Source organism: Comamonas sp. 7D-2, from assembly GCF_022749555.1.
Classification (GTDB): domain Bacteria; phylum Pseudomonadota; class Gammaproteobacteria; order Burkholderiales; family Burkholderiaceae_C; genus Comamonas; species Comamonas thiooxydans.
In genome coordinates, this window is sequence record NZ_CP094238.1 from 1976954 (window position 1) to 1996891 (window position 19938).

The 19938-nt window shown below is 59.8% G+C and carries 18 protein-coding genes; 10 read left to right on the forward strand and 8 right to left on the reverse strand.

All coding sequences use genetic code 11. The annotated features are described in order from the left end of the window. Positions 1 to 420 precede the first annotated feature (420 nt). Positions 421 to 2190 carry a methyl-accepting chemotaxis protein gene (locus MPZ60_RS09150; protein ID WP_034356977.1) on the forward strand — a complete coding sequence of 590 codons (1770 nt, stop codon included), beginning with the start codon at positions 421 to 423 and terminating at the stop codon, positions 2188 to 2190. 60 nt (positions 2191 to 2250) lie between these two features. Here the strand turns inward: MPZ60_RS09150 and MPZ60_RS09155 are convergent, their stop codons facing one another. After that, positions 2251 to 3612 (reverse strand): GNAT family N-acetyltransferase, encoded by a 1362-nt coding sequence (locus MPZ60_RS09155; RefSeq protein WP_034356980.1) that lies wholly within the window; start codon positions 3610 to 3612, stop codon positions 2251 to 2253. Here MPZ60_RS09155 and MPZ60_RS09160 point away from each other — a divergent pair. Next, entirely contained in the window at positions 3611 to 5257 is a 1647-nt protein-coding gene (locus MPZ60_RS09160; RefSeq protein ID WP_034356982.1) for an NAD+ synthase, read from the forward strand. The genes MPZ60_RS09155 and MPZ60_RS09160 overlap by 2 nt on opposite strands. A 51-nt stretch (positions 5258 to 5308) precedes the next feature. Then, entirely contained in the window at positions 5309 to 5647 is a 339-nt protein-coding gene (locus MPZ60_RS09165) for a P-II family nitrogen regulator (protein WP_003056652.1), read from the forward strand. A 143-nt stretch (positions 5648 to 5790) separates the two neighbouring features. Here MPZ60_RS09165 and MPZ60_RS09170 read toward each other — a convergent pair whose 3' ends face one another. From MPZ60_RS09170 to MPZ60_RS09195, 6 genes are all read right to left on the reverse strand, one after another. After that, the gene (locus tag MPZ60_RS09170; protein WP_034356985.1) at positions 5791 to 6384 is read right to left on the reverse strand and encodes a TIGR00730 family Rossman fold protein; all 594 of its coding nucleotides are present in this window, start codon (positions 6382 to 6384) and stop codon (positions 5791 to 5793) included. Then, a complete protein-coding gene (locus MPZ60_RS09175) occupies positions 6381 to 6779 on the reverse strand; it encodes a diacylglycerol kinase (RefSeq protein ID WP_034356988.1) in 399 nt (132 codons plus the stop codon). The genes MPZ60_RS09170 and MPZ60_RS09175 overlap by 4 nt, the downstream gene beginning before the upstream one ends. Positions 6780 to 6790: 11 nt before the next feature. Beyond that, positions 6791 to 7255, reverse strand: a complete 465-nt coding sequence (locus MPZ60_RS09180) for an RDD family protein (RefSeq protein ID WP_003066228.1) — start codon at positions 7253 to 7255, stop codon at positions 6791 to 6793. A gap of 127 nt (positions 7256 to 7382) precedes the next feature. After that, positions 7383 to 8198: a DUF3106 domain-containing protein gene (locus MPZ60_RS09185; RefSeq protein ID WP_034356994.1), complete on the reverse strand. Its 816-nt coding sequence runs from the start codon at positions 8196 to 8198 to the stop codon at positions 7383 to 7385. Positions 8199 to 8220: 22 nt separating this feature from the next. Beyond that, complete coding sequence (locus MPZ60_RS09190; protein WP_034356997.1) at positions 8221 to 8676, reverse strand: DUF3619 family protein; 456 nt, start codon at positions 8674 to 8676, stop codon at positions 8221 to 8223. Then, complete coding sequence (locus MPZ60_RS09195) at positions 8673 to 9242, reverse strand: RNA polymerase sigma factor (protein ID WP_034356999.1); 570 nt, start codon at positions 9240 to 9242, stop codon at positions 8673 to 8675. The genes MPZ60_RS09190 and MPZ60_RS09195 overlap by 4 nt, the downstream gene beginning before the upstream one ends. A gap of 265 nt (positions 9243 to 9507) precedes the next feature. On the opposite strand from MPZ60_RS09195, the gene MPZ60_RS09200 reads away from it, so the two are divergent. From MPZ60_RS09200 to pbpG, 7 genes are all read left to right on the forward strand, one after another. Further along, positions 9508 to 11295, forward strand: coding sequence for an acetolactate synthase 3 catalytic subunit (locus MPZ60_RS09200; protein ID WP_034357001.1), 1788 nt, complete (start codon positions 9508 to 9510; stop codon positions 11293 to 11295). Positions 11296 to 11452: 157 nt separating this feature from the next. Beyond that, positions 11453 to 11944 carry an acetolactate synthase small subunit gene (ilvN, locus tag MPZ60_RS09205; RefSeq protein WP_003056638.1) on the forward strand — a complete coding sequence of 164 codons (492 nt, stop codon included), beginning with the start codon at positions 11453 to 11455 and terminating at the stop codon, positions 11942 to 11944. Between the two features lie 73 nt (positions 11945 to 12017). After that, the gene (gene ilvC / locus MPZ60_RS09210) at positions 12018 to 13034 is read left to right on the forward strand and encodes a ketol-acid reductoisomerase (protein ID WP_003056637.1); all 1017 of its coding nucleotides are present in this window, start codon (positions 12018 to 12020) and stop codon (positions 13032 to 13034) included. 199 nt (positions 13035 to 13233) lie between these two features. Then, positions 13234 to 14103 (forward strand): CDP-diacylglycerol--serine O-phosphatidyltransferase, encoded by an 870-nt coding sequence (gene pssA / locus MPZ60_RS09215; RefSeq protein ID WP_003056635.1) that lies wholly within the window; start codon positions 13234 to 13236, stop codon positions 14101 to 14103. 231 nt (positions 14104 to 14334) lie between these two features. After that, positions 14335 to 16008, forward strand: a complete 1674-nt coding sequence (gene leuA / locus MPZ60_RS09220) for a 2-isopropylmalate synthase (RefSeq protein ID WP_034357004.1) — start codon at positions 14335 to 14337, stop codon at positions 16006 to 16008. Between the two features lie 103 nt (positions 16009 to 16111). Next, positions 16112 to 17650, forward strand: coding sequence for a 2-isopropylmalate synthase (locus MPZ60_RS09225; protein WP_012837810.1), 1539 nt, complete (start codon positions 16112 to 16114; stop codon positions 17648 to 17650). Between the two features lie 112 nt (positions 17651 to 17762). Beyond that, positions 17763 to 18977, forward strand: a complete 1215-nt coding sequence (gene pbpG, locus MPZ60_RS09230; protein WP_034357008.1) for a D-alanyl-D-alanine endopeptidase — start codon at positions 17763 to 17765, stop codon at positions 18975 to 18977. Between the two features lie 110 nt (positions 18978 to 19087). Here the strand turns inward: pbpG and MPZ60_RS09235 are convergent, their stop codons facing one another. Further along, entirely contained in the window at positions 19088 to 19921 is an 834-nt protein-coding gene (locus tag MPZ60_RS09235; protein WP_034357013.1) for an IclR family transcriptional regulator, read from the reverse strand. Positions 19922 to 19938 lie beyond the last annotated feature (17 nt).

Genomic DNA, 19938 nt, shown 5'->3' on the forward strand with positions numbered 1-19938 from the left:
GTTTCAACGGCTTCCGTCTCAAAACCCCGATAGCGAATGCTGTCGGGGTTTTTTTACAAGCTTTCTTCAAACTGTCTTGACATTGATCAAGAAGAGGGGTGGCTTGATGCTTTTTCAAGGCTATGTAGGTTGCCATGGCATCGAGAATCTCTGCTGTCACTGATTGGTAACTTTCAGTAACTTAAGTGCGGCGTAAGCGACTGCCTACATGACTGTAGGCTCGTGAAGATAGGCAAGGAATATGAAACTGGAAACAATTGAAAACATATAAGCCGGTATCAAGGAGCATTCCATCTCTGGTATGCCATTCAGAGAGATATTTCCCGATCGAGCAGAAACATTGAATCCTTGCGCTTCGTGGGCATGGATTCAAAAGAAGTATTTATAAAAACTAATTGGTAATAGAGGGAGGTGCAATCAATGAAAAGCATCAAAATCTCCACGCGGATTCTCGGTACGTTCGGGGTTCTGGTCTTGCTGCTGGTCGTGGTGGTTGCCATGGCATTGCTGCAGCTGCGCTCCATGCGCTCCAGTGCTGAAACCATCACCGGCAATGCCCTGCCCAGTGTGGAAGTGATCAATACACTCAATACCGACCTGGCGCGCACCCGCTTGCTCGAGTTGCGGCATGTCAATAATGACGAGACCGGCTATATGGCTCAGGTGGAAGCTCAATTCGAGCAATTGCAGAAACACCTGGCGGAGGCAAAAAAGCTCTATGAACCTTTGATTGTCACTGCCGAGGAGCGCGAGCTCTACACGCAGTTCCTGCGCGAGAGAGAGCATTATGTGGAGTTGAACAAGCAACTGTTCGAAATTTCGCGTCGAGGCGATAAAGAGCAGGCCAAGCAACTGCTGGGAGGCGAATCTCTCAAGCTCTATGAACAGTCTTCGGCGACCCTGCAAAAGCTGATCAAGTTCAACAGCGATGTGGCCAAGGGCGAGACTCTGGCTTCGGAGAGGGTTTACGACCGGGCTGTGAGCATGCTTGCCTTGGCTGCCTTGATTGCGGTGCTGGTGGCTGCAGGGGCAGGCATCTGGCTGGTGCGTTCCATCCGTGCGCCGCTGGAGCAGGCGGTGCAGGCCGCGGACCGTGTGGCCAATGGGGATCTGAGCGGCGTCATCCGCGTGGAGCGAGAGGACGAAACAGGCCGCTTGCTTAGCGCCCTGGAGCGTATGCAAAGCAGTCTGGTGCAGACCGTGCGCTCGGTACGCCAGAACGCGGAAGGCGTGGCCTCGGCCAGTTCGCAGATTGCCTCGGGCAATGCTGATCTCTCCGGTCGCACCGAGGAGCAGGCCAGTGCGCTGGAGGAAACCGCCGCCTCCATGGAGCAGCTGGGCTCTACCGTGCGCCAGAACGCCGACAACGCCCGTGCCGCCAATCAGATGGCGGTGAATGCTTCCCAGGTGGCAGCGCATGGCGGTGCCGTGGTGGCCGAAGTGGTGGAAACCATGAAGGGCATCAACAACAGCAGCCAGCAGATTGCCGACATCATCACCGTCATCGACTCCATCGCCTTCCAGACCAATATTCTGGCGCTGAATGCGGCCGTGGAAGCAGCGCGCGCCGGTGAGCAGGGCCGTGGTTTTGCCGTGGTGGCGGGCGAGGTGCGTACCCTGGCCCAGCGCAGTGCCGAAGCTGCCAAGGAAATCAAGGCCTTGATCAGCACCAGCGTGCAGCGGGTGGAGCAGGGCACGCAGCTGGTGGACAAGGCCGGTGCCACCATGGCCGACATCGTGTCGGCGATCAGCCGGGTGACGGATTTGATGGCCGAGATCAGTGCCGCCAGCCAGGAGCAGAGCCAGGGTGTGGCCCAGGTTGGCGAGGCGGTGACGCAGATGGATCAGACGACGCAGCAAAACGCGGCGCTGGTGGAGGAAAGTGCTGCAGCCGCTGGTGCGCTGCGCAAGCAGGCGCAGGATCTGGTTCAGGCTGTGGCGGTCTTCCAGCTGCCTGCCAGTGCGCTTTATGACCAGGCACCCAAGGCTGCAGCCCGTGCAGCGGCGCCGGCCGTGGTCGCCGCTGCCACCCCGGCGCGTCAGGCAGCTGTCCGTCGTGTGGCTGCCCGTCCTGCCCCCATGCCGGCAGCTCCGCGCTCTTTGATGGGGGGCGCGGTTGCTGGCGAATCCGCTACTGCCCGTAATGTGCAAAAGTCCTCGTTGGATGAGGATGACTGGGAAACCTTCTGAAGGTCTCCTGGAGTCTGAGCTTCAAGGCCGCTGCAAAGCGGCCTTTTTTTGTCTCTACCTTCAGGCCTTGCGCAGCGGACTATGGGATTGCAGCTCTTCCACATATTGGGCCATGCCTTCGCTCTCGCGCTGCAAGAAGCGCTCAATGGCATCGGCAAAAGCGGGGTGGGCCACCCAGTGGGCACTCGGTGTTTCCACGGGCAGCAGCGCGCGGGCCATCTTGTGCTCGCCCTGGGCGCCGCCTTCGAAGCGGTTAAAGCCGTTGGCGATGCACCATTCGATGGGCTGGTAGTAGCAGGCTTCGAAATGCAGGCTGTCGATCCGTTCCAGAGCGCCCCAGTAGCGGCCATAGGCGACCTTGTTATTGATAGCTGCTTGCGCCTGTCTATCCTCAAAAAACAATGGTTTTGATGCTGAAATCGTTGATTGCAAGGCGTTAATAGCTATCAAACTTGAAGCGACAGGCTGTCCGTCGCGCTCGGCGATGAACATCACCCAGTTCTCGGGCATGGCCGAGGCCATGTAGGCAAAGAACTCCGGTGTCAGATACGGCGGGTTGCCATGCTCCAGGTAGGTGCGCTCATAGCAGCGGTAGAAGAAGGACCAGTCCTGCGCACCGATGTCGCTACCCTGCATGGCTTTGAAGCTCACGCCGGCTTCGCGTATCTTGCGCCGCTCCTGGCGGATTTTCTTGCGCTTTTCCTGGTTCAGCGAGCCCAGAAAGTCGTCGAAGTCCTTCCAGCGGGACGGTGTCGCTGCAGTGCCGGCGCAGGCCTGCAGGCTGGCAGGCTCTGCCTCTGCAGGCAGAGTGGCGCCCGCAGCGGGAAGTGCGGGCGGCGTGTTCGTCCAGTGAAACTGCACCGTGCTGCGCTGCATCCAGCCCGCTGCAGCGCAGGCGGCAAGATCGTCGGCATCGCCAAACAGCAGATGCAGCGATGACAGCTGCTGCTCGGCTGCCCAGGCCTGGACGGCATGCACCAGCGCCACGCGCAGTGCCTGGCTGCGTGCCAGCAGGCGGGAGCCGGGCACGGGCGTGAAGGGGACGGCCAGCAATCCCTTGGGGTAGTAAGGCAGGCCATGCTGCTGATAGGCGCGCGCCCAGGCCCAGTCAAACACATATTCGCCGTAGGAGTGGGTCTTGATATAGAGGGGGCAGGCCGCCAGCAGCTCATCGCCGTCCCAGACGGTGATGACCCGGGCGATCCAGCCGGTATCGGGCGTGGCGCTGCCGCTTTGCTCCATGGCTGCCAGGTATTCGTGGCGCATGAAGGGCGTGGGCGTGGATTGAGAGGCCAGCAGCACATTCCAGGTTTGTGCGTCCAGCTGCTGCACGCTGGCAAGCACGCGAGTGATAATCTTGTTTTCGGCCATGCCCTGATTGTCGCGGGGGCTGGTGGCCTCACCGCCTAGCTTGCTTTTCATGACGCTTTCCATTTGCTGTGCCCAACGCAATTTTGTTGTGGGAGACCTCTCTGGCAATGTCCAGAAAATCATCGCCGCTGCTGCTGAAGCTTATGCCAACGGTGCCCGCCTGCTGCTCACGCCCGAGCTTGCCCTGTGTGGCTACGCGGCTGAGGACCTGTATCTGCGTCCGGCATTTTTGGAAGCCTGCGATGCGGCCCTGCAGCAGTTGCAGCAAGCCAGTGCCCAATGGCCGGGGCTGGCGCTGGTCATCGGTCACCCGCAGCGCGATGAGCAGGGTGAGAAACTGTTCAACGCTGCCAGCGTGCTGCGCGATGGTCAGCAGATTGCGCGCTATTTCAAGCAACTGCTGCCCAACTTTGGCGTGTTCGACGAACAGCGCTACTTTGCGGCCGGTGAGGAAAGCTGTGTCTTCGAGCTGGATGGGATCCAGGTCGGACTGCTGATTTGCGAAGACGCCTGGCATGCCGGCCCTGCGCGGGCGGCCGTGGCCGCAGGCGCCCAGTTGCTGGCCGTCATCAATGCCTCGCCGTTCCATAGCGGCAAACCCTCCGAGCGCGAGGCGGTGATTGCGCAGCGCGCCATGGAAAATGCGGTTCCCCTGGTCTATGCCCATCTGGTGGGCGGCCAGGACGAGGTCGTGTTCGACGGCTGCTCGTTTGCGGTGGACGCCAGCGGTCAGGTGTCGGCTCGCGCGGCAGCTTTCGAGGAAGATCTGCCCATGGTGGCTGCGCAGCTGGTGGATGGACACGTGAAGCTGATGGGGCAAGTCAAGCCCCAGCTGAACCACCACCATGCGCTTTGGTCGGCGCTGGTGCTGTCCGTGCGCGACTATGTGGGCAAGAACCGCTTTCCGGGTGCGCTCATCGGCCTGTCGGGCGGCATGGATTCGGCCCTGGTGCTGGCCATCGCCGTGGACGCACTGGGTGCGGACAAGGTGCGCACGGTCATGATGCCTTCGCCCTATACGGCCGATATCAGCTGGCTTGATGCGCGCGAAATGTCCGAGCGCGTGGGCGTGCAGCACGAAGAGATCGATATCGCGCCGCAGTTCGAAGCCTTCAAGGCGGCGCTGGCTGGCACTTTTGCCGGACGTGCCGAAGACACGACCGAGGAAAACCTGCAAGCCCGTATTCGCGGCACCCTGCTGATGGCCATGAGTAACAAGTTTGGCTCCATCGTGCTGACCACGGGCAACAAGAGCGAGATGTCCACCGGCTACTGCACGCTGTACGGCGACATGGCCGGTGGTTTTGCCGTCATCAAGGATGTGTTCAAGACCGAGGTGTTTGCGCTGGCACGCTGGCGCAATGCCAACGATCCCTTCGGCACGGGGCTCGATCCCATTCCTGAGCGCATCATCACGCGTCCGCCCAGCGCCGAGCTGCGCCCCGATCAGAAGGATCAGGACAGCCTGCCGGACTACGAGGTGCTGGATGCCATCGTGTCCCGTTACATGGAAAACAACGAGAGCATAAGCTCCATCGTCGCCGAGGGTTTTGCGCCTGCGGATGTGGAGCGGGTCACGCGTCTGATACAAATCAACGAGTACAAGCGTCGCCAGGCGCCGGTCGGTCCACGTCTGACAATGCGCAGCTTTGGCAAGGACTGGCGCTACCCCATCACCAACAAATTTCGCGCCTGAGGTTCTGCCTCCGGTGTTTTGCCGATTTCAATCAATTGAGGAACCAGCCCCATGAAAATGATTACCGCCGTCATCAAGCCCTTCAAGCTCGAGGAAGTGCGCGAGGCCCTGGCCGAGTGTGGGGTGAATGGTCTGACCGTGACCGAAGTCAAGGGTTTTGGCCGCCAGAAAGGCCATACCGAGCTCTATCGTGGCGCGGAGTATGTGGTGGATTTTCTGCCCAAGGTGAAGATCGAAGTCGTGGTGCGAGATGAAGACGTGGACCGCTGCGTGGATGCCGTCGTCAACGTCGCGCGCACCGGCAAGATTGGTGACGGCAAGATCTTCATCACCCCCGTGGAGCGCGTGGTGCGCATCCGTACGGGTGAGCTGGACGACACTGCCGTCTAAGTCGCCATGTCGCGCCCCAGTCATGCGCCCCAGGCAAAAAGCCAGACCTTGAGTCTGGCTTTTTTCCTGGTCCGGGGCCGGGTGTGTGCACTGCAGGCAGCGCTACGGGTCGGCGGATGCCTCCCTGCAGTGTTTTTCAGGGCTCAGATTACCGAGCGCAGAGGCGGCGTATCCAGCTGACTGCCGGCATTCTGGACGAGATTTTGCAGCAGGGCCGAGGTGTCGCTGCTGCTTTCGACCAGGCCCATCTGCCACTCGCCCATGAAGCCGTTGCCCACGCAGGACTGAAGAAACTGCAGCATGGCGTCGTAATAGCCATCCACATTGAGAATGCCGACGGGCTTGTCGTGGTAGCCCAGCTGTCGCCAGGTCCAGACTTCGAACAGCTCTTCAAAAGTACCGATGCCGCCGGGCAGGGCCACGAAGGCATCGCTGCGCTCGGCCATCATGGCCTTGCGTTCGTGCATGTTCTTGACGATGTGCAGTTCGTCGCAGGCCTGGTTGGCCAGCTCCTTGTCGACCAGTGCCTGAGGGATGATGCCGACGACACGGCCGCCAGCTTGTTGCGTGGCTTCGGCCACCACGCCCATCAGGCCGCTGCGTCCACCGCCATAGACCAGCTGGCCGCCGCGCGAGCCTATCCATTGGCCCACGGCCTTGGCGACTTCGGTGAATTGAGGGTTGGTGCCGGGGCGTGAGCCGCAGTACACGCAAATGGAAAAAGCGGGTTGAGTCATACGATGAAACGGTGATAAAGAGCGGCAGCCCAGACGGCTCCGCAAAGGCACAGGGCCAGAAATACAGCAGCGCTGCCCATGTCCTTGGCTTTCTTGGACAGCTCGTGCCATTCGGGCCCAATACGGTCTATGGCTGCCTCTATGCCGGTATTGAGCAATTCCACAATGAGCACCAGGATGACGGTGCCGGCCAGTAGCGCTGTCTGCTCCCAGCTCTGGCCCAGCCAGAGCGCCAGAGGAATCATGACGGCAGCACAGATTGCTTCTTGCTGGAATGCTTTTTCATGCCAGCCGGCCTTGAGGCCAGCCAGTGAGTAGCCGCCGGCATGCAGCACCCGGGACAGTCCGGTACGGCTTTTTTGCGGGTTGACGGGGTCGGGTGAGGAGGTACTCATGGAGGGGCGGGTCAGCGGATGCGTTTGGGAGTTGGGGCCTGATGCACCAGCTGGGTGCCGGCCCAGGCGTCGTGCCAGAACTGCTTTCTGGGGTGAAAGCGGCTCAGCAGCGCCCAGATCAGAATCCAGCCCATGAGCAGCACCAGAACCTCCAGTGGCGGCAGGCCCAGCGGGTAGAGCAGGGCCAGCGGTGGCAGCCACCACATCCAGCTGGCTGCGTAACGCAGCAGGGCGCGGGTTTGCGTCAGGGGGCGACCTTGGGTATCGACCACGCGGATATGCCAGGTCTTCATGGCCAGCGTCTGGCCCTTGCTCCAGAACCAGACAAAGTAAATCCCCAGCACCACCAGCATGAAGGCCTGCAGCAGATGCCGATTGTCGAGTGCATTGCGCGTCTGAGACAACGTTCCGAACAAATAGCCGGCGATGAACACCACACCAAACAAAAGCATGCCTTCATAAAGCCAGCAAGCCATGCGGCGACGCAGGCTTGGTGCTATGAAGTCAGGAGTCGATGAGGCTGCCGGCCGGGTGTCTTGCTGCATGAGGGCATTGTAGGGCTCAGGTCAGCGGGCTTGGCGCTCGGTTGCCGCACCGACACTGTCATTGGTGCGCGTCTTGACTTGGCGCATCCAGCGGAGGCAGGGTGATCGGGGTGGCGCGAGGAATGTCCACGGGAGCCGTCTCCACAATCACCGAGGGCGTACGGATGGGGTGCGTCTCCACCATGGCAGGTGTTGCGGGCACGGGCGGTGGTGGATGATGAATGGTTGCGGGTGGAATCTTGGGCAGATTGGGCACCGTATTGGGGGAGGCCGTGGCAGCAGGAATGCGCGCCAGCTTCTTGGACGGCACGGGCTTGATGGCCGGTGCGGCGCTTACCACCTTGGGAGTGGCGCGGGCGGCCAGCAGTCGCTTTTCTTCATCGCTCAGAGCCTGGTAGGCCTCCCACTGGGCCTGCTTGTCAGTCGCGAGCTTGTTGGTAATGGCGAAATTCAGCCGGGCCTGATTGCGCTGGGCAGCACTCAGGCCGGACCAGGCTTCCATGCGGTCATGAAGCTTTTGCTGTTCGCGCTCGCTGAGTTTGTCAAAACCATCCGCCAGGGCAATCCAGCGGCGCTTCTGCACCGAGCCGATCATGGCCCAGCGCTCTTGCAGCGGCTGCAGAATCTCGCGCTGGTGGCTGCTGAGTTCGCCCCAGCGTGGACCTGAGGCCTGCGCCGAGGCTCTCTGGCGCGTGGACGGGTCTGCATGCATGGATCTGGATGCAGCTACCGTGGCGGGGGGGACGGAGCTGGGTGCCAGCCTGACTTGCTGTACGACATTCCATCCTGTCCAGCTCAAGGCCACCAACAACAGCGCCGCCATGATGGCGGCGGTGTTGTCGGGTTTCAGGAGGGAGCGCTTCTCAGTGGGCATCAAGGCAGAGGTGGCAGGCTGTTTAGTGTTCTGATGGGGTGGCTGCCGAGGTCTTGAGGTACTGGATGAAGCCAGGGTCAGAGTAGGCAGCAGGGGGCAGATCATCGGTCAGCAAGGCTGTATCGACCTCGGTGACTTCGCTTAGCATACTTTGTTCGGTGTCGGAGTTGTAGATTACCAGGCCCGCAATGAGTGCAAAAACGGGGATGGCCGAGACCAGGGTGCGCCACCAGCCGTTACCCTCGTCGGGGTTGCCCAGTGTCAGGGTACTGCCCTGGGCAGATGCTGCAGTACTGGTCTGAACGCGCAGTACAGACGCTTCGCGGCGACGTATGGACACGGCTTGCTCGCGGGAGGCGCGCAGGCGTTCGGTAATTTCGTAAGGGAGCAAGGCTTCGCCCTCGCTCAGGCGGGCAGTGATTTGACGGGCGATGCGGTCGGCGGTCTGTTCTTGCCGGAGGGTGGGCGCGGATTTCATAACTCGATTCCTTTGGCCTTGAGTGCCTTGCTCAATGTTTGAATGGCGCGGAAGCAATGGGTTTTGACGCTGCCTTCAGAGCAACCCATGGCGGCAGCGGTCTCTGCGACATCCATCTCTTCCCAGTAACGCATGAGAAAGGCCTCGCGTTGACGCGCAGGCAGCTCCTGTATCTCTTTTTCTATGCTTTGCAGTGTCTGCTTGCGTTCGGTCAGGCTCTCGGCGTTGCTGGCGGCGGATGCGTCGCCGTTGGTGGCATAGGTTTCCAGCCAATCGAAGTCGCTGTCCCCGTCTACGGAAGACTCTAGGTCGCTGAAGTGAGTGAAAACGGCTTTCTGTGTCTTCTGGCGGCGAAACCAGTCAAGAGTGCTGTTCGACAGAATGCGCTGGAACAGCATGGGCAGTTCATTGACCGGTTTGTCCCCATAGTGCTGGGCCAGTTTGAGCATGCTGTCCTGCACGATATCCAGGGCGGCCTCCTCGTCGCGGACATGGAAAACGCTGCGTTTGAAGGCGCGCTTTTCAACGTCTTTGAGGAATGCAGACAGTTCTTGTTCTGTGGCCAAGAGAGAGTAACCCTGGAGAAAGCGGGAGTTAGGTAGTGACGAAAGCGGCAGATTATCGCATCCGATGATGTTTTTTTGTGTACTGCATTTGAAGGTCTTGTTGCAGTGCGATAATGATCTTCAACTTAAAGAAGCAAACGGATCACGGTCCGGCGTACACACAAACGTCCATGGCATGTGGTCTTAAGTCCTAAACCGGCCTCACAAGGGCTTCAGGCTAAGGGCACCGAAGGTTTTTCGTTAGAGAAATTCACAAAGGTTGATCATGGAAATCTCCAAAGCCGAGCTGGCCTCTGCAGCCGCCGCATCGTCCCCCAAGGGCGCCCTGGAATTGATGGGCTCCGAAATCCTCATCAAGTCTCTTCAGGCTGAAGGTGTCAAGCACCTGTGGGGTTACCCTGGCGGGGCAGTTCTCTATATTTACGACGCGCTCTACAAGCAGGACAGCATTCAGCATGTGCTGGTGCGCCACGAGCAGGCGGCCGTGCATGCAGCCGACGGTTTTGCGCGTGCCACCGGTGAGGTGGGCGTGGCGCTGGTGACTTCCGGCCCCGGTCTGACCAATGCGGTAACGGGCATTGCCACCGCCTATACCGACTCCATCCCCATGGTGGTGATTGCGGGTCAGACATCGACCAATTACATCGGTACCGACGCGTTTCAAGAGTGCGACACAGTGGGCATCACGCGTCCCATCGTCAAGCACAACTTCCTGGTCAAGGATGTGCGCGAGCTGGCCGAGACCATGAAAAAGGCTTTCCACATCGCCCGCACCGGCCGTCCCGGCCCTGTGGTGGTGGATATTCCCAAGGATGTGTCCTTCAAGAAGGCGCTGTACACGGGCTATCCTGAAAAAGTGGAAATGCGCTCGTACAACCCCGTCAAAAAGGGTCATGCAGGCCAGATCCGCAAGGCCTTGCAGCTGCTGCTGACGGCCAAGCGCCCTTATATCTACACCGGCGGCGGCGTGCTGCTGGGCAATGCCTGCAACGAGCTGCGTCAGCTGGTGGACATGCTGGGCTACCCGGTCACGAATACGCTGATGGGCCTGGGCGCCTACCCGGCCAGCGGCAAGAAGTTCCTGGGCATGCTGGGCATGCACGGCACCATCGAAGCCAACAATGCCATGCAGAACTGCGATGTGCTGCTGGCCGTGGGTGCGCGCTTTGACGATCGCGTGATCGGCAATCCCAAGCATTTCATGTCGGTGGAGCGCAAGATCATCCATATCGACATCGATCCTTCCTCCATCTCCAAGCGCGTGAAGGTGGATGTGCCTATCGTGGGCGATGTCAAGGACGTGCTCAACGAGCTGATCGCCATGCTGCGCGAGTCGGCACAGCGCCCCGATGAGGCGGCTTTGGGCCAATGGTGGAGCACCATCGAAGGCTGGCGCAGCCGCGACTGCCTGAGCTACGACAAGTCCAACACCGAAGTCATCAAGCCCCAGTACGTGGTCGACACGCTGTGGAACATGACCAAGGATGCCGACGCCTACATCACCTCCGATGTGGGCCAGCACCAGATGTGGGCGGCGCAGTATTACCGCTTCGATGAACCCCGTCGCTGGATCAACTCCGGCGGTCTGGGCACCATGGGCGTGGGCCTGCCTTACGCCATGGGCATCAAGCTGGCCAAGCCCGACTCCGAAGTCTTCTGCATCACGGGCGAAGGCTCGATCCAGATGAATATCCAGGAGCTGGCCACCTGCAAGCAGTACAACACCCCGGTGGTCATCTGTGCGCTGAACAACCGCTTCCTGGGCATGGTGCGCCAGTGGCAGGAAATTGAATACTCGGGTCGCTACTCAAGCAGCTATATGGATTCGCTGCCCGACTTCGTGAAGCTGGCCGAGGCCTTTGGCCATCGTGGCCTGCTGATCGAGAAGCCTGCCGATGTCGAGGCTGCGCTGCGCGAGGCGCGCCGTATCGTGCGCGAGGAAAGCAAGACGGTCTTCCTGGACTTCCGCACCGATCCGACTGAGAACGTGTTCCCCATGGTGCAAGCCGGCCGTGGCATCACGGAAATGCTGCTGGGCGCCGACGATCTGTGATGCCGGGTAGCCGGTTTTGAAAAAAATCGGCCTCAAGTACTTACATATCAAGCACAAGTAGCTATATTTTAAATAGCATTTTTTTGACGAATCTATTGTCCGCCGAGCCTGGCACTTACCGGTGTCAGGGGAGGGCGGCGAAAAGAGGAATCTCCCAATGAAACATATTATTGCCGTGCTGCTCGAGAACGAGCCTGGAGCACTGTCGCGCGTCGTGGGCCTGTTTTCCGCCCGTGGCTACAACATCGAATCCCTGACTGTCGCACCGACCGAGGACCCCTCGCTGTCGCGCATGACCATCCTGACCACGGGCTCGGACGATGTGATTGAGCAAATCACAAAGCACCTGAACCGACTGATTGAAGTGGTTAAAGTGGTGGACCTGACCGAAGGTGCCTACACCGAGCGCGAGCTGATGATGGTCAAGGTGCGTGCCGTGGGCAAGGAACGCGAGGAAATGAAGCGCATGGCGGACATCTTCCGCGGCCGCATCATCGACGTGACCGAGAAGAGCTACACCGTGGAGCTGACCGGCGACCAGTCCAAGAACGACGCCTTCCTGCAAGCCATTGATCGCACTGCCATCCTTGAGACCGTTCGCACAGGCGCCTCGGGTATTGGTCGTGGTGAACGCATTCTGCGTGTCTAATGGCTGCGTTGCACCACTTTTGAATCTGAACAAACCTTTTTAACCCCCTCAAGATAAGAGACCTGGAGCCATCATGAAAGTTTTCTACGACAAGGACTGTGACCTGAGCCTGATCAAGGGCAAGACTGTTGCCATCATCGGCTACGGCAGCCAAGGCCACGCACATGCTCAAAACCTGAACGACAGCGGCGTGAAGGTTGTGGTCGGTCTGCGCAAGGGCGGCTCTTCCTGGGACAAGGTCGGCAAGGCCGGCCTGACGGTGATGGAAGTGAACGACGCGGTGAAGGCTGCCGACGTGGTCATGATCCTGCTGCCCGACGAGAACATCCCCGAGGTGTACAAGAACAACGTCGAGCCCAACATCAAGTCCGGCGCTACCCTGGCTTTCGCTCACGGCTTCAACGTGCACTACAACCAGGTCGTGCCCCGCGCCGATCTGGACGTGATCATGGTTGCCCCCAAGGGCCCCGGCCACACCGTGCGCTCCGAATACCTGAAGGGCGGCGGCGTGCCTTCCCTGATCGCCATCTACCAGGACAAGTCCGGCAAGGCCCGTGACGTGGCCCTGTCCTATGCTTCTGCCAACGGCGGCGGCAAGGGCGGCATCATCGAAACCAACTTCAAGGAAGAAACCGAGACCGACCTGTTCGGCGAGCAGGCCGTGCTGTGCGGCGGTGCCGTGGAACTGGTGAAGATGGGCTTCGAGACGCTGACCGAAGCTGGCTACGCTCCCGAAATGGCTTACTTCGAGTGCCTGCACGAGCTCAAGCTGATCGTTGACCTGATGTATGAAGGTGGCATCGCCAACATGAACTACTCCATCTCCAACAACGCGGAGTATGGCGAGTACGTGACCGGCCCCGAAGTCATCAACGAAGAATCCCGCAAGGCCATGCGCAACGCCCTCAAGCGCATCCAGAGCGGTGAATACGCCAAGATGTTCATCAGCGAAGGTCGTCTGAACTATCCTTCGATGACTGCCCGTCGTCGCCAGAACGCCGACCATGCCATCGAGCAAGTGGGTGGCCAGTTGCGCTCCATGATGCCCTGGATCTCCAAGAACAAGCTGGTCGACCAGACCCGCAACTAATGCAGGCAAGTCATTCGGCGCGAGCCGGATGACTGCGCTTGGGCAAGAGGCCACCTTTGAGGTGGCCTTTTTTCATTCCGGATGCGATCTGTGTGGCGGGTACACTGGTGGCAGGGACATGGCCATGATGGCCATGCTTGAAATACTATCGTTTTAATAGCTGCATGCAATTGACATGCAAGCACTGGAGGTCTGTTTGATGCAAAACAGCAATGATTCTGCCGATCTGAGTGGAATGCCGCGCAAGCCGCGCAAAGGCATTTATGTGCTGCCCAATCTGTTCACGCTGGCAGCGCTGTTTGGCGGTTTCTACGCCATCGTCATGGCCATGAACAACAAGTTCGAGCTGGCGGCCGTGGGCGTTTTCTGCGCCATGGTGCTCGACAGTCTTGACGGTCGCGTGGCGCGCATGACGCACACGCAAAGCGCGTTCGGCGAGCAGATGGACTCGCTCTCCGACATGGTGTCCTTCGGTGCCGCGCCCGCGCTGATTGCTTATGAATGGGCCTTGCGTCCCCTGGGGCGCTGGGGCTGGATTGCCGCCTTTGTGTATTGCGCCTGCGCCGCATTGCGCCTGGCGCGCTTCAACGTGAATACGGCCGTGGTGGACAAGCGCTATTTCCAGGGCATGCCTTCGCCTGCGGCTGCGGCCCTGGTGGCGGGCTTTATCTGGCTGACCAGTGCGCTGATGGTTTCCCATCGTGATGTACCTATCTTCGGCGATGTGATTTCCTGGTTTGGCGGCTATCCCACGGACAGGGCCGATCTGTCCTGGATCATGTTCGCCATCACGCTGTTCGCAGGTCTGACCATGGTCACCAATATTCCCTATTACAGCTTCAAGGACATCGGCGGCGCCAAGAGCATGCCGTTCGTCTCGCTGGTGGTGGTGGCCCTGCTGATGGCCGTGGTCAGCATCGAGCCTGCAACCATGCTCTTCCTGGTGTTTGTCGGCTACTCGGTTTCGGGCTATGTGATCTATGTCTGGCGCCGTGCCAAGGGTGAGCAGGTCAGCATTGTGGCGACCTCCAAGGACGAGCCCGATGAGCGTGGTCTGCACGACGATTGAAGCGCGGCCCCAAAAAATCCTGGCCCTGTCAACTTTTCTTGTGTTAAAGTGAGCCGCATGCAAAACCTGTCGCTAGCTCTACTACTAATGTCCAACGGGCAGAGAAAGTAGCGCGCGCGTACAAACACACCCTACTTGGCGGCCCGTAGCATCAGCGACGGGCCGTTTTTGCTTTTGGGCGTCGCTGGAGCTGGGTTCAATTTCCTCTAATTTCGACTAAAGAGACTCACCATGTTGCAAAACCCTTCCACCAAATACCGCGCTTTCGCCCCCGTGCGTCTGACCGATCGCACCTGGCCCGACGCGGTCATCACCAAGCCTCCGGTCTGGTGCAGCGTGGATCTGCGTGACGGCAACCAGGCCCTGATCGAGCCCATGGACATCGAGCGCAAGGTGCGCATGTTCGAGCAACTGGTGAAGATCGGTTTCAAGGAAATCGAAGTCGGCTTTCCTTCGGCCTCGCAGATCGAGTTCGACTTCATGCGCAAGCTCATCGAGGAAAACCGCATTCCCGACGACGTGACCGTGCAGGTGCTGACCCAGGCGCGTGAGCACCTGATTCGCCGCACCTTCGAAGCGCTCGAAGGCGTGCCCCGCGCCATCGTCCATCTCTACAACGCCACGGCTCCCGTGATGCGCCGCGTGGTGCTGAACATGACTGAAGACGAGATTGTGGAATTGGCTGTGACCAATGCCCAGATGTTCAAGGACATCGCGGCCCAGCACCCCAACACCAAATGGACCTTCCAGTACTCGCCCGAAATGTATTCGGACACCGAGCTGGAGTTCTCCAAGCGCGTGATAGACGCCGTCACCGACGTCTGGCAGCCCACGCCCGAGAACAAGTGCATCATCAACCTGCCCACCACCGTGGAGCATTCCACGCCCAATATCTTTGCCGACATGGTGGAGTGGACGCATCGCAACATCAAGCGCCGTGATAGCGTGGTGATCTCGGTCCATCCACATAACGACCGCGGCACGGGAACGGCGGCTGGCGAGCTGTCCCTGATGGCCGGCGCGGACCGCCTGGAAGGTTGCCTGTTCGGCAACGGCGAGCGCACCGGCAATCTGGACGTGGTGAATGTGGCGCTCAATATGTATATCCAGGGCGTGAACCCCGGCCTGGATTTCTCCGACATCGACGATATCCGTGCAACGGTTGAGCATTGCAACCAGTTGCCCGTGCATCCTCGTCACCCTTACGTGGGTGACTTGGTCTACACCTCCTTCTCCGGCTCCCACCAGGATGCCATCAAGAAGGCTTTCGCCGCCCACAAGGAAGGCGATATCTGGGATATGCCTTATCTGCCCATCGATCCCAAGGACCTGGGTCGCAGCTATGAGGCAGTGATTCGCGTGAACAGCCAGTCGGGCAAGGGTGGTATTGCCTATCTGCTCGAGAGCGAATATGGGCTTCAGCTGCCTCGTCGCCTGCAGATCGAGTTCAGCCAGGTCGTGCAGCGCGAGATGGATGCCAGCGGCAAGGAATTGTCGGCTGCGGATCTGTGGGAGCTGTTCCAGCGCGAATATGGGGTCAACACTGTCAAGGCTCCTCAATATCGCCTGAGCGAGGCAGATGGTGTGGTCAATATGACTTCCCACATCGAGATCGCCGGAGAAAAGTATTTTTTGGAAGGCGAAGGTACGGGCCCCATTGATGCCTTCGTGCAGGCGCTGTCGGCTAACGTCGGCCGCAATGTGCGCGTGCTCAACTATGCCGAGCATGCGATTGGCGAGGGAGCGAATGCCAAGGCGATTGCCTATGTGGAGCTGCGCGTGGATGACGCTCAGGTCTGCTATGGCGTCGGGGTCGATGCCAATATCGTTTCTGCCTCGTTGCGCGCCATCATCTCGGGAGTGCAGCGCGTCCCTGCTGTCGCCGAAGAGGCGGTAGCCGCATAAAAGGTTCAAAGCCGGTGTCGCCAAAAGCGCACCGGCTTTTTTGTCGGCAATCCTCCAGTCAAAACAGGCGTCTACCGGCGCCATTACATAGAGAGTCCCCACCATGTCCGATCAGCTCATTATTTTTGACACCACCTTGCGTGACGGCGAGCAGTCGCCCGGCGCATCCATGACGCGCGATGAAAAGCTGCGCATTGCACGCCAGCTGGAGCGCCTCAAGGTCGATGTGATCGAGGCAGGGTTTGCCGCAGCATCCAATGGCGACTTCGAGTCCATCCAGACCATTGCACGCGCCATCAAGGACTCCACAGTCTGCTCGCTCTCCCGCGCCAACGACCGAGACATCGCGCGTGCGGCCGAGTCCTTGAAGGGTGCCAACCGCGCTCGCATTCACACCTTCATCGCCACCAGTCCGCTGCACATGGAGAAAAAGCTGCGCATGACACCCGAGCAGGTGCTGGAGCAGGCCAAGCAGGCGGTGCGCTTCGGGCGCAATCTCATCGAGGACATCGAATTCAGCGCGGAGGACGGCTATCGCAGTGAGCCCGATTTTCTGGCGCGCGTGATCGAGGCCGTCATCAAGGAGGGTGCAACCACCATCAACGTGCCCGACACCGTGGGCTACGCGATTCCCGAGCTTTATGGCGAGTTCATTCGCAACTTGCGCGAGCGCGTGCCCAACAGCGACAAGGCCGTCTGGTCCGTGCATTGCCACAACGACCTGGGCATGGCGGTTGCCAATTCGCTGGCGGGCGTGAAGATCGGCGGCGCGCGCCAGATCGAATGCACCATCAACGGGCTGGGCGAGCGTGCAGGTAACTGCTCACTTGAAGAAGTGGTCATGGCCATCAAGACGCGCAAGGACTACTTTGGTCTCGACGTGAATATCGATACCCAGCATATCGTGGCCGCCAGTCGCCTGGTCAGCCAGACCACGGGCTTTGTGGTGCAGCCCAACAAGGCGGTGGTGGGAGCCAATGCCTTTGCCCATGCCTCCGGCATTCATCAGGATGGCGTGCTCAAGGCGCGTGATACCTACGAAATCATGCGTGCCGAGGATGTGGGCTGGGCGGCCAACAAGATCGTGCTGGGCAAGCTCAGCGGTCGCAACGCCTTCAAGCAGCGTCTGCAGGAGCTGGGGGTGGAACTGGACAGCGAAGCTGCCATCAACCAGGCCTTCACGCGCTTCAAGGAACTCGCGGATCGCAAGAGCGAAATCTTTGACGAGGACATTCTGGCGCTGGTGAATGCCGAAGGCGCGGAGCACCAGGACAATCAGTTCCAGTTCATTTCGCTGGCCCAGCAGAGTGAAACGGGTGAGCGCCCACATGCCAGCGTAGTCTTCAGCAATGCAGGCCGGGAAATCAAGGCCAGCTCCGAGGGCAATGGTCCGGTTGATGCCTCGTTCAAGGCCATCGAGTCCGAAGTCAAGAGCGGTGCCGAAATGGTGCTGTATTCCGTCAATGCCATCAGTGGCTCAACCGAGAGTCAGGGCGAGGTGACGGTGCGCCTGCAGCGCAGTGGTCGCATCGTCAACGGAGTGGGTGCTGACCCCGATATTGTGGTCGCATCGGCCAAGGCATATCTGAGCGCTTTGAACAAATTGCATAGCAATCAGGAAGTTGTTGCAGCACAAGGTTGACTGCTGGATTTATAATTTCACTCAGATTATCGAGAAGGTTGTGCAAGTGCTTGTCACTGCACAACTTTTTTGATTGAATTAAATCCTTACACCTTGTTGTCTGGAGTATCGCATGCAGCTGCTGCGTCCATTTCGCCTTGCAAAACTCACCCAGGTGGTGTCTTTGGCTCTGTTGAGCTGCGCTCTGGCTGCTCCGGCAGCGCATGCGGCGACGCCCAAAAAAGACTCCAAAAAGCCCGTGGCTGCTGCGGCTTCGGCTAAGAAAGCGGCCAAGGAGCCGGCTGGCAAGGTTCGTGCCGCAGCGCAGCCCAAAAGCGCAAAGGTCGCCAAAGGCAAGCCGGAAAAGGCAGACGCCAAGCTTGCAAGCAAGAAGGGCGGCAAGACTTCTCTAGCAGCCAAGGCCGAAAGAGACGAGAAGACCGGCGGCAAGAAGCGTCTGGCCAGGGCAGGAGCCGCTGGCGCTACGGTTGCGGCAGCAGCAACTGCCACGGCAGTCGAGCCCGCACGTCTGTCCTATGGGCAGATGGCGGGTCTTCACTCCGTCTCGGATCCCCTGGATCTGCAAAGCAGCGTGGCTTATGTGATCGACCAGGACACACATGAGGTGCTGCTGAGCAAGAACGATCAGGCCGTGCTGCCGATTGCCTCGCTGACCAAGCTGATGACCGGTCTGCTGATCTCTCAGGCCCGCCTGCCCATGGATGAGATGATCACCATCACGCAGGACGATGTGGACACCGAAAAGCACAGCAGCTCCCGCCTGCGTGTCGGTACCACCTTGACGCGTGCCGAGATGATGCATCTGGCGCTGATGTCCAGCGAGAACCGTGCTGCCCATGCCCTGGGACGCACTTATCCCGGCGGTCTGGCGCAGTTTGTGCAGCTGATGAACTCCAAGGCGCTGCAGTTGGGCATGAAGGACACGCGCTATGTGGAGCCCACCGGCCTGTCCAGCAGCAACCAGTCCAGCGCACGCGATCTGGCGCGCCTGGTGGCGGTGGCGCATGCCGATCCGCTGATGCGCGAGTACTCCACATCACCCGGCTATGAAGTAGCCGTCGGTCGCCGCACGCTGCAGTTCAACAACACCAACCGTCTGGTCAAGAGCGACAACTGGGATATCGGCCTGCAAAAGACCGGCTATATCTCCGAAGCCGGACGCTGCCTTGTGATGCAGGCCCATGTGGCCGGGCGCAAGCTGATCATGGTGTTCCTGGATTCCGCAGGCAAGTTCAGCCGCCTGGCAGATGCCGAGCGCGTGCGCCACTGGATGGAAAGCAAGGGGCCCACCGCCAGCAATACGATTGCAAGCCGTATCAGGGGCTAAGCAGGTACAGGTCCAGTCAAAAAGCGCTACCCAGGTAGCGCTTTTTTATTGGGTCTACATCTGAAATGGAATTCCAGTCCCTTTGCAGATTGCGAGAGGCGCCCCTGTATTCAACTGTGCTGGCTGCGGCTATAGGGGTTGGGGGCGGCCTGAGCCGGGGCCGTGCGTGTGCCGCTGAAACCCAGCGCCACGGAAATTTCCTGCACCGTGGCCTGCAATCTGGGGGCCCAGCTCTCGTCAAGGCGGTCTGCTGGGGCAGAGATAGACAGGCCCGCAATCAGCTTGCTCTGGTCGTCGTAAATGCCGGCTGCCATGCAGCGCACGCCCAATTCCAGCTCTTCGTTGTCGCGGGCAATGCCGTATTGGCGCACCTTGGCCAGCTCATGTTCTAGGTCACCCAGCTGGGTGATGCTGAAATGGGTCTTGCCGGGCAGGCCGGTGCGCATGGCGTAGGCGCGCACCTGCTGGGAATCGTCAGCTGCCAGAAACAGCTTGCCGTTGGAGGTCAAATGCAAAGGCGCGTGGCCGCCAATGGCGCGTACCACCTGCATGCCAGAGCGCTCGCTGTAGGCGCGTTCCACATAGACAATCTCGTCGCCCTGGCGCACGGACAGGCTGATGGGTTGCTGAATCTGCTTGTAAAGCTGACGCATGGGGGTCAGCGCCACTTCACGTACGTTCAGCCGGGCCTTGACCAGGTTGCCCAGTTCCAGAAAGCGCATGCCCAGGCGGTAGCTGCCCGATTCGGGGCGATCCACAAAGCGGCCCAGTGCAAGGTCATTGAGTATGCGGTGCGTGGTCGATGGATGTAGGCCCGTGCGTTCGCTGATCTCCTTCAAAGAAACCGCTTCCTCACGCGATGCCAGCACGTCGATCAACGTGAACATGCGTTCCAGAACCTGGACGCTGGGCTTTGCGGAGGCCGATAGGTCGTCTTTTTTCATGCGTTGGAGATACTTTG

Bases quoted from the DNA above. Each gene is read 5' to 3' on its own strand.
- pbpG (WP_034357008.1), top strand. From the start codon at position 17,763: ATGCAGCTGCTGCGTCCATTTCGCCTTGCAAAACTCACCCAGGTGGTG.
- MPZ60_RS09175 (WP_034356988.1), bottom strand. From the start codon at position 6,779: ATGAGTACCTCCTCACCCGACCCCGTCAACCCGCAAAAAAGCCGTACC.
- leuA (WP_034357004.1), top strand. From the start codon at position 14,335: ATGTTGCAAAACCCTTCCACCAAATACCGCGCTTTCGCCCCCGTGCGT.
- MPZ60_RS09165 (WP_003056652.1), top strand. From the start codon at position 5,309: ATGAAAATGATTACCGCCGTCATCAAGCCCTTCAAGCTCGAGGAAGTG.
- MPZ60_RS09180 (WP_003066228.1), bottom strand. From the start codon at position 7,255: ATGGCTTGCTGGCTTTATGAAGGCATGCTTTTGTTTGGTGTGGTGTTC.
- pssA (WP_003056635.1), top strand. From the start codon at position 13,234: ATGCAAAACAGCAATGATTCTGCCGATCTGAGTGGAATGCCGCGCAAG.
- MPZ60_RS09155 (WP_034356980.1), bottom strand. From the start codon at position 3,612: ATGAAAAGCAAGCTAGGCGGTGAGGCCACCAGCCCCCGCGACAATCAG.
- MPZ60_RS09185 (WP_034356994.1), bottom strand. From the start codon at position 8,198: ATGCCCACTGAGAAGCGCTCCCTCCTGAAACCCGACAACACCGCCGCC.
- MPZ60_RS09160 (WP_034356982.1), top strand. From the start codon at position 3,611: ATGACGCTTTCCATTTGCTGTGCCCAACGCAATTTTGTTGTGGGAGAC.
- MPZ60_RS09200 (WP_034357001.1), top strand. From the start codon at position 9,508: ATGGAAATCTCCAAAGCCGAGCTGGCCTCTGCAGCCGCCGCATCGTCC.
- ilvC (WP_003056637.1), top strand. From the start codon at position 12,018: ATGAAAGTTTTCTACGACAAGGACTGTGACCTGAGCCTGATCAAGGGC.
- ilvN (WP_003056638.1), top strand. From the start codon at position 11,453: ATGAAACATATTATTGCCGTGCTGCTCGAGAACGAGCCTGGAGCACTG.
- MPZ60_RS09235 (WP_034357013.1), bottom strand. From the start codon at position 19,921: ATGAAAAAAGACGACCTATCGGCCTCCGCAAAGCCCAGCGTCCAGGTT.
- MPZ60_RS09225 (WP_012837810.1), top strand. From the start codon at position 16,112: ATGTCCGATCAGCTCATTATTTTTGACACCACCTTGCGTGACGGCGAG.
- MPZ60_RS09190 (WP_034356997.1), bottom strand. From the start codon at position 8,676: ATGAAATCCGCGCCCACCCTCCGGCAAGAACAGACCGCCGACCGCATC.
- MPZ60_RS09170 (WP_034356985.1), bottom strand. From the start codon at position 6,384: ATGACTCAACCCGCTTTTTCCATTTGCGTGTACTGCGGCTCACGCCCC.
- MPZ60_RS09150 (WP_034356977.1), top strand. From the start codon at position 421: ATGAAAAGCATCAAAATCTCCACGCGGATTCTCGGTACGTTCGGGGTT.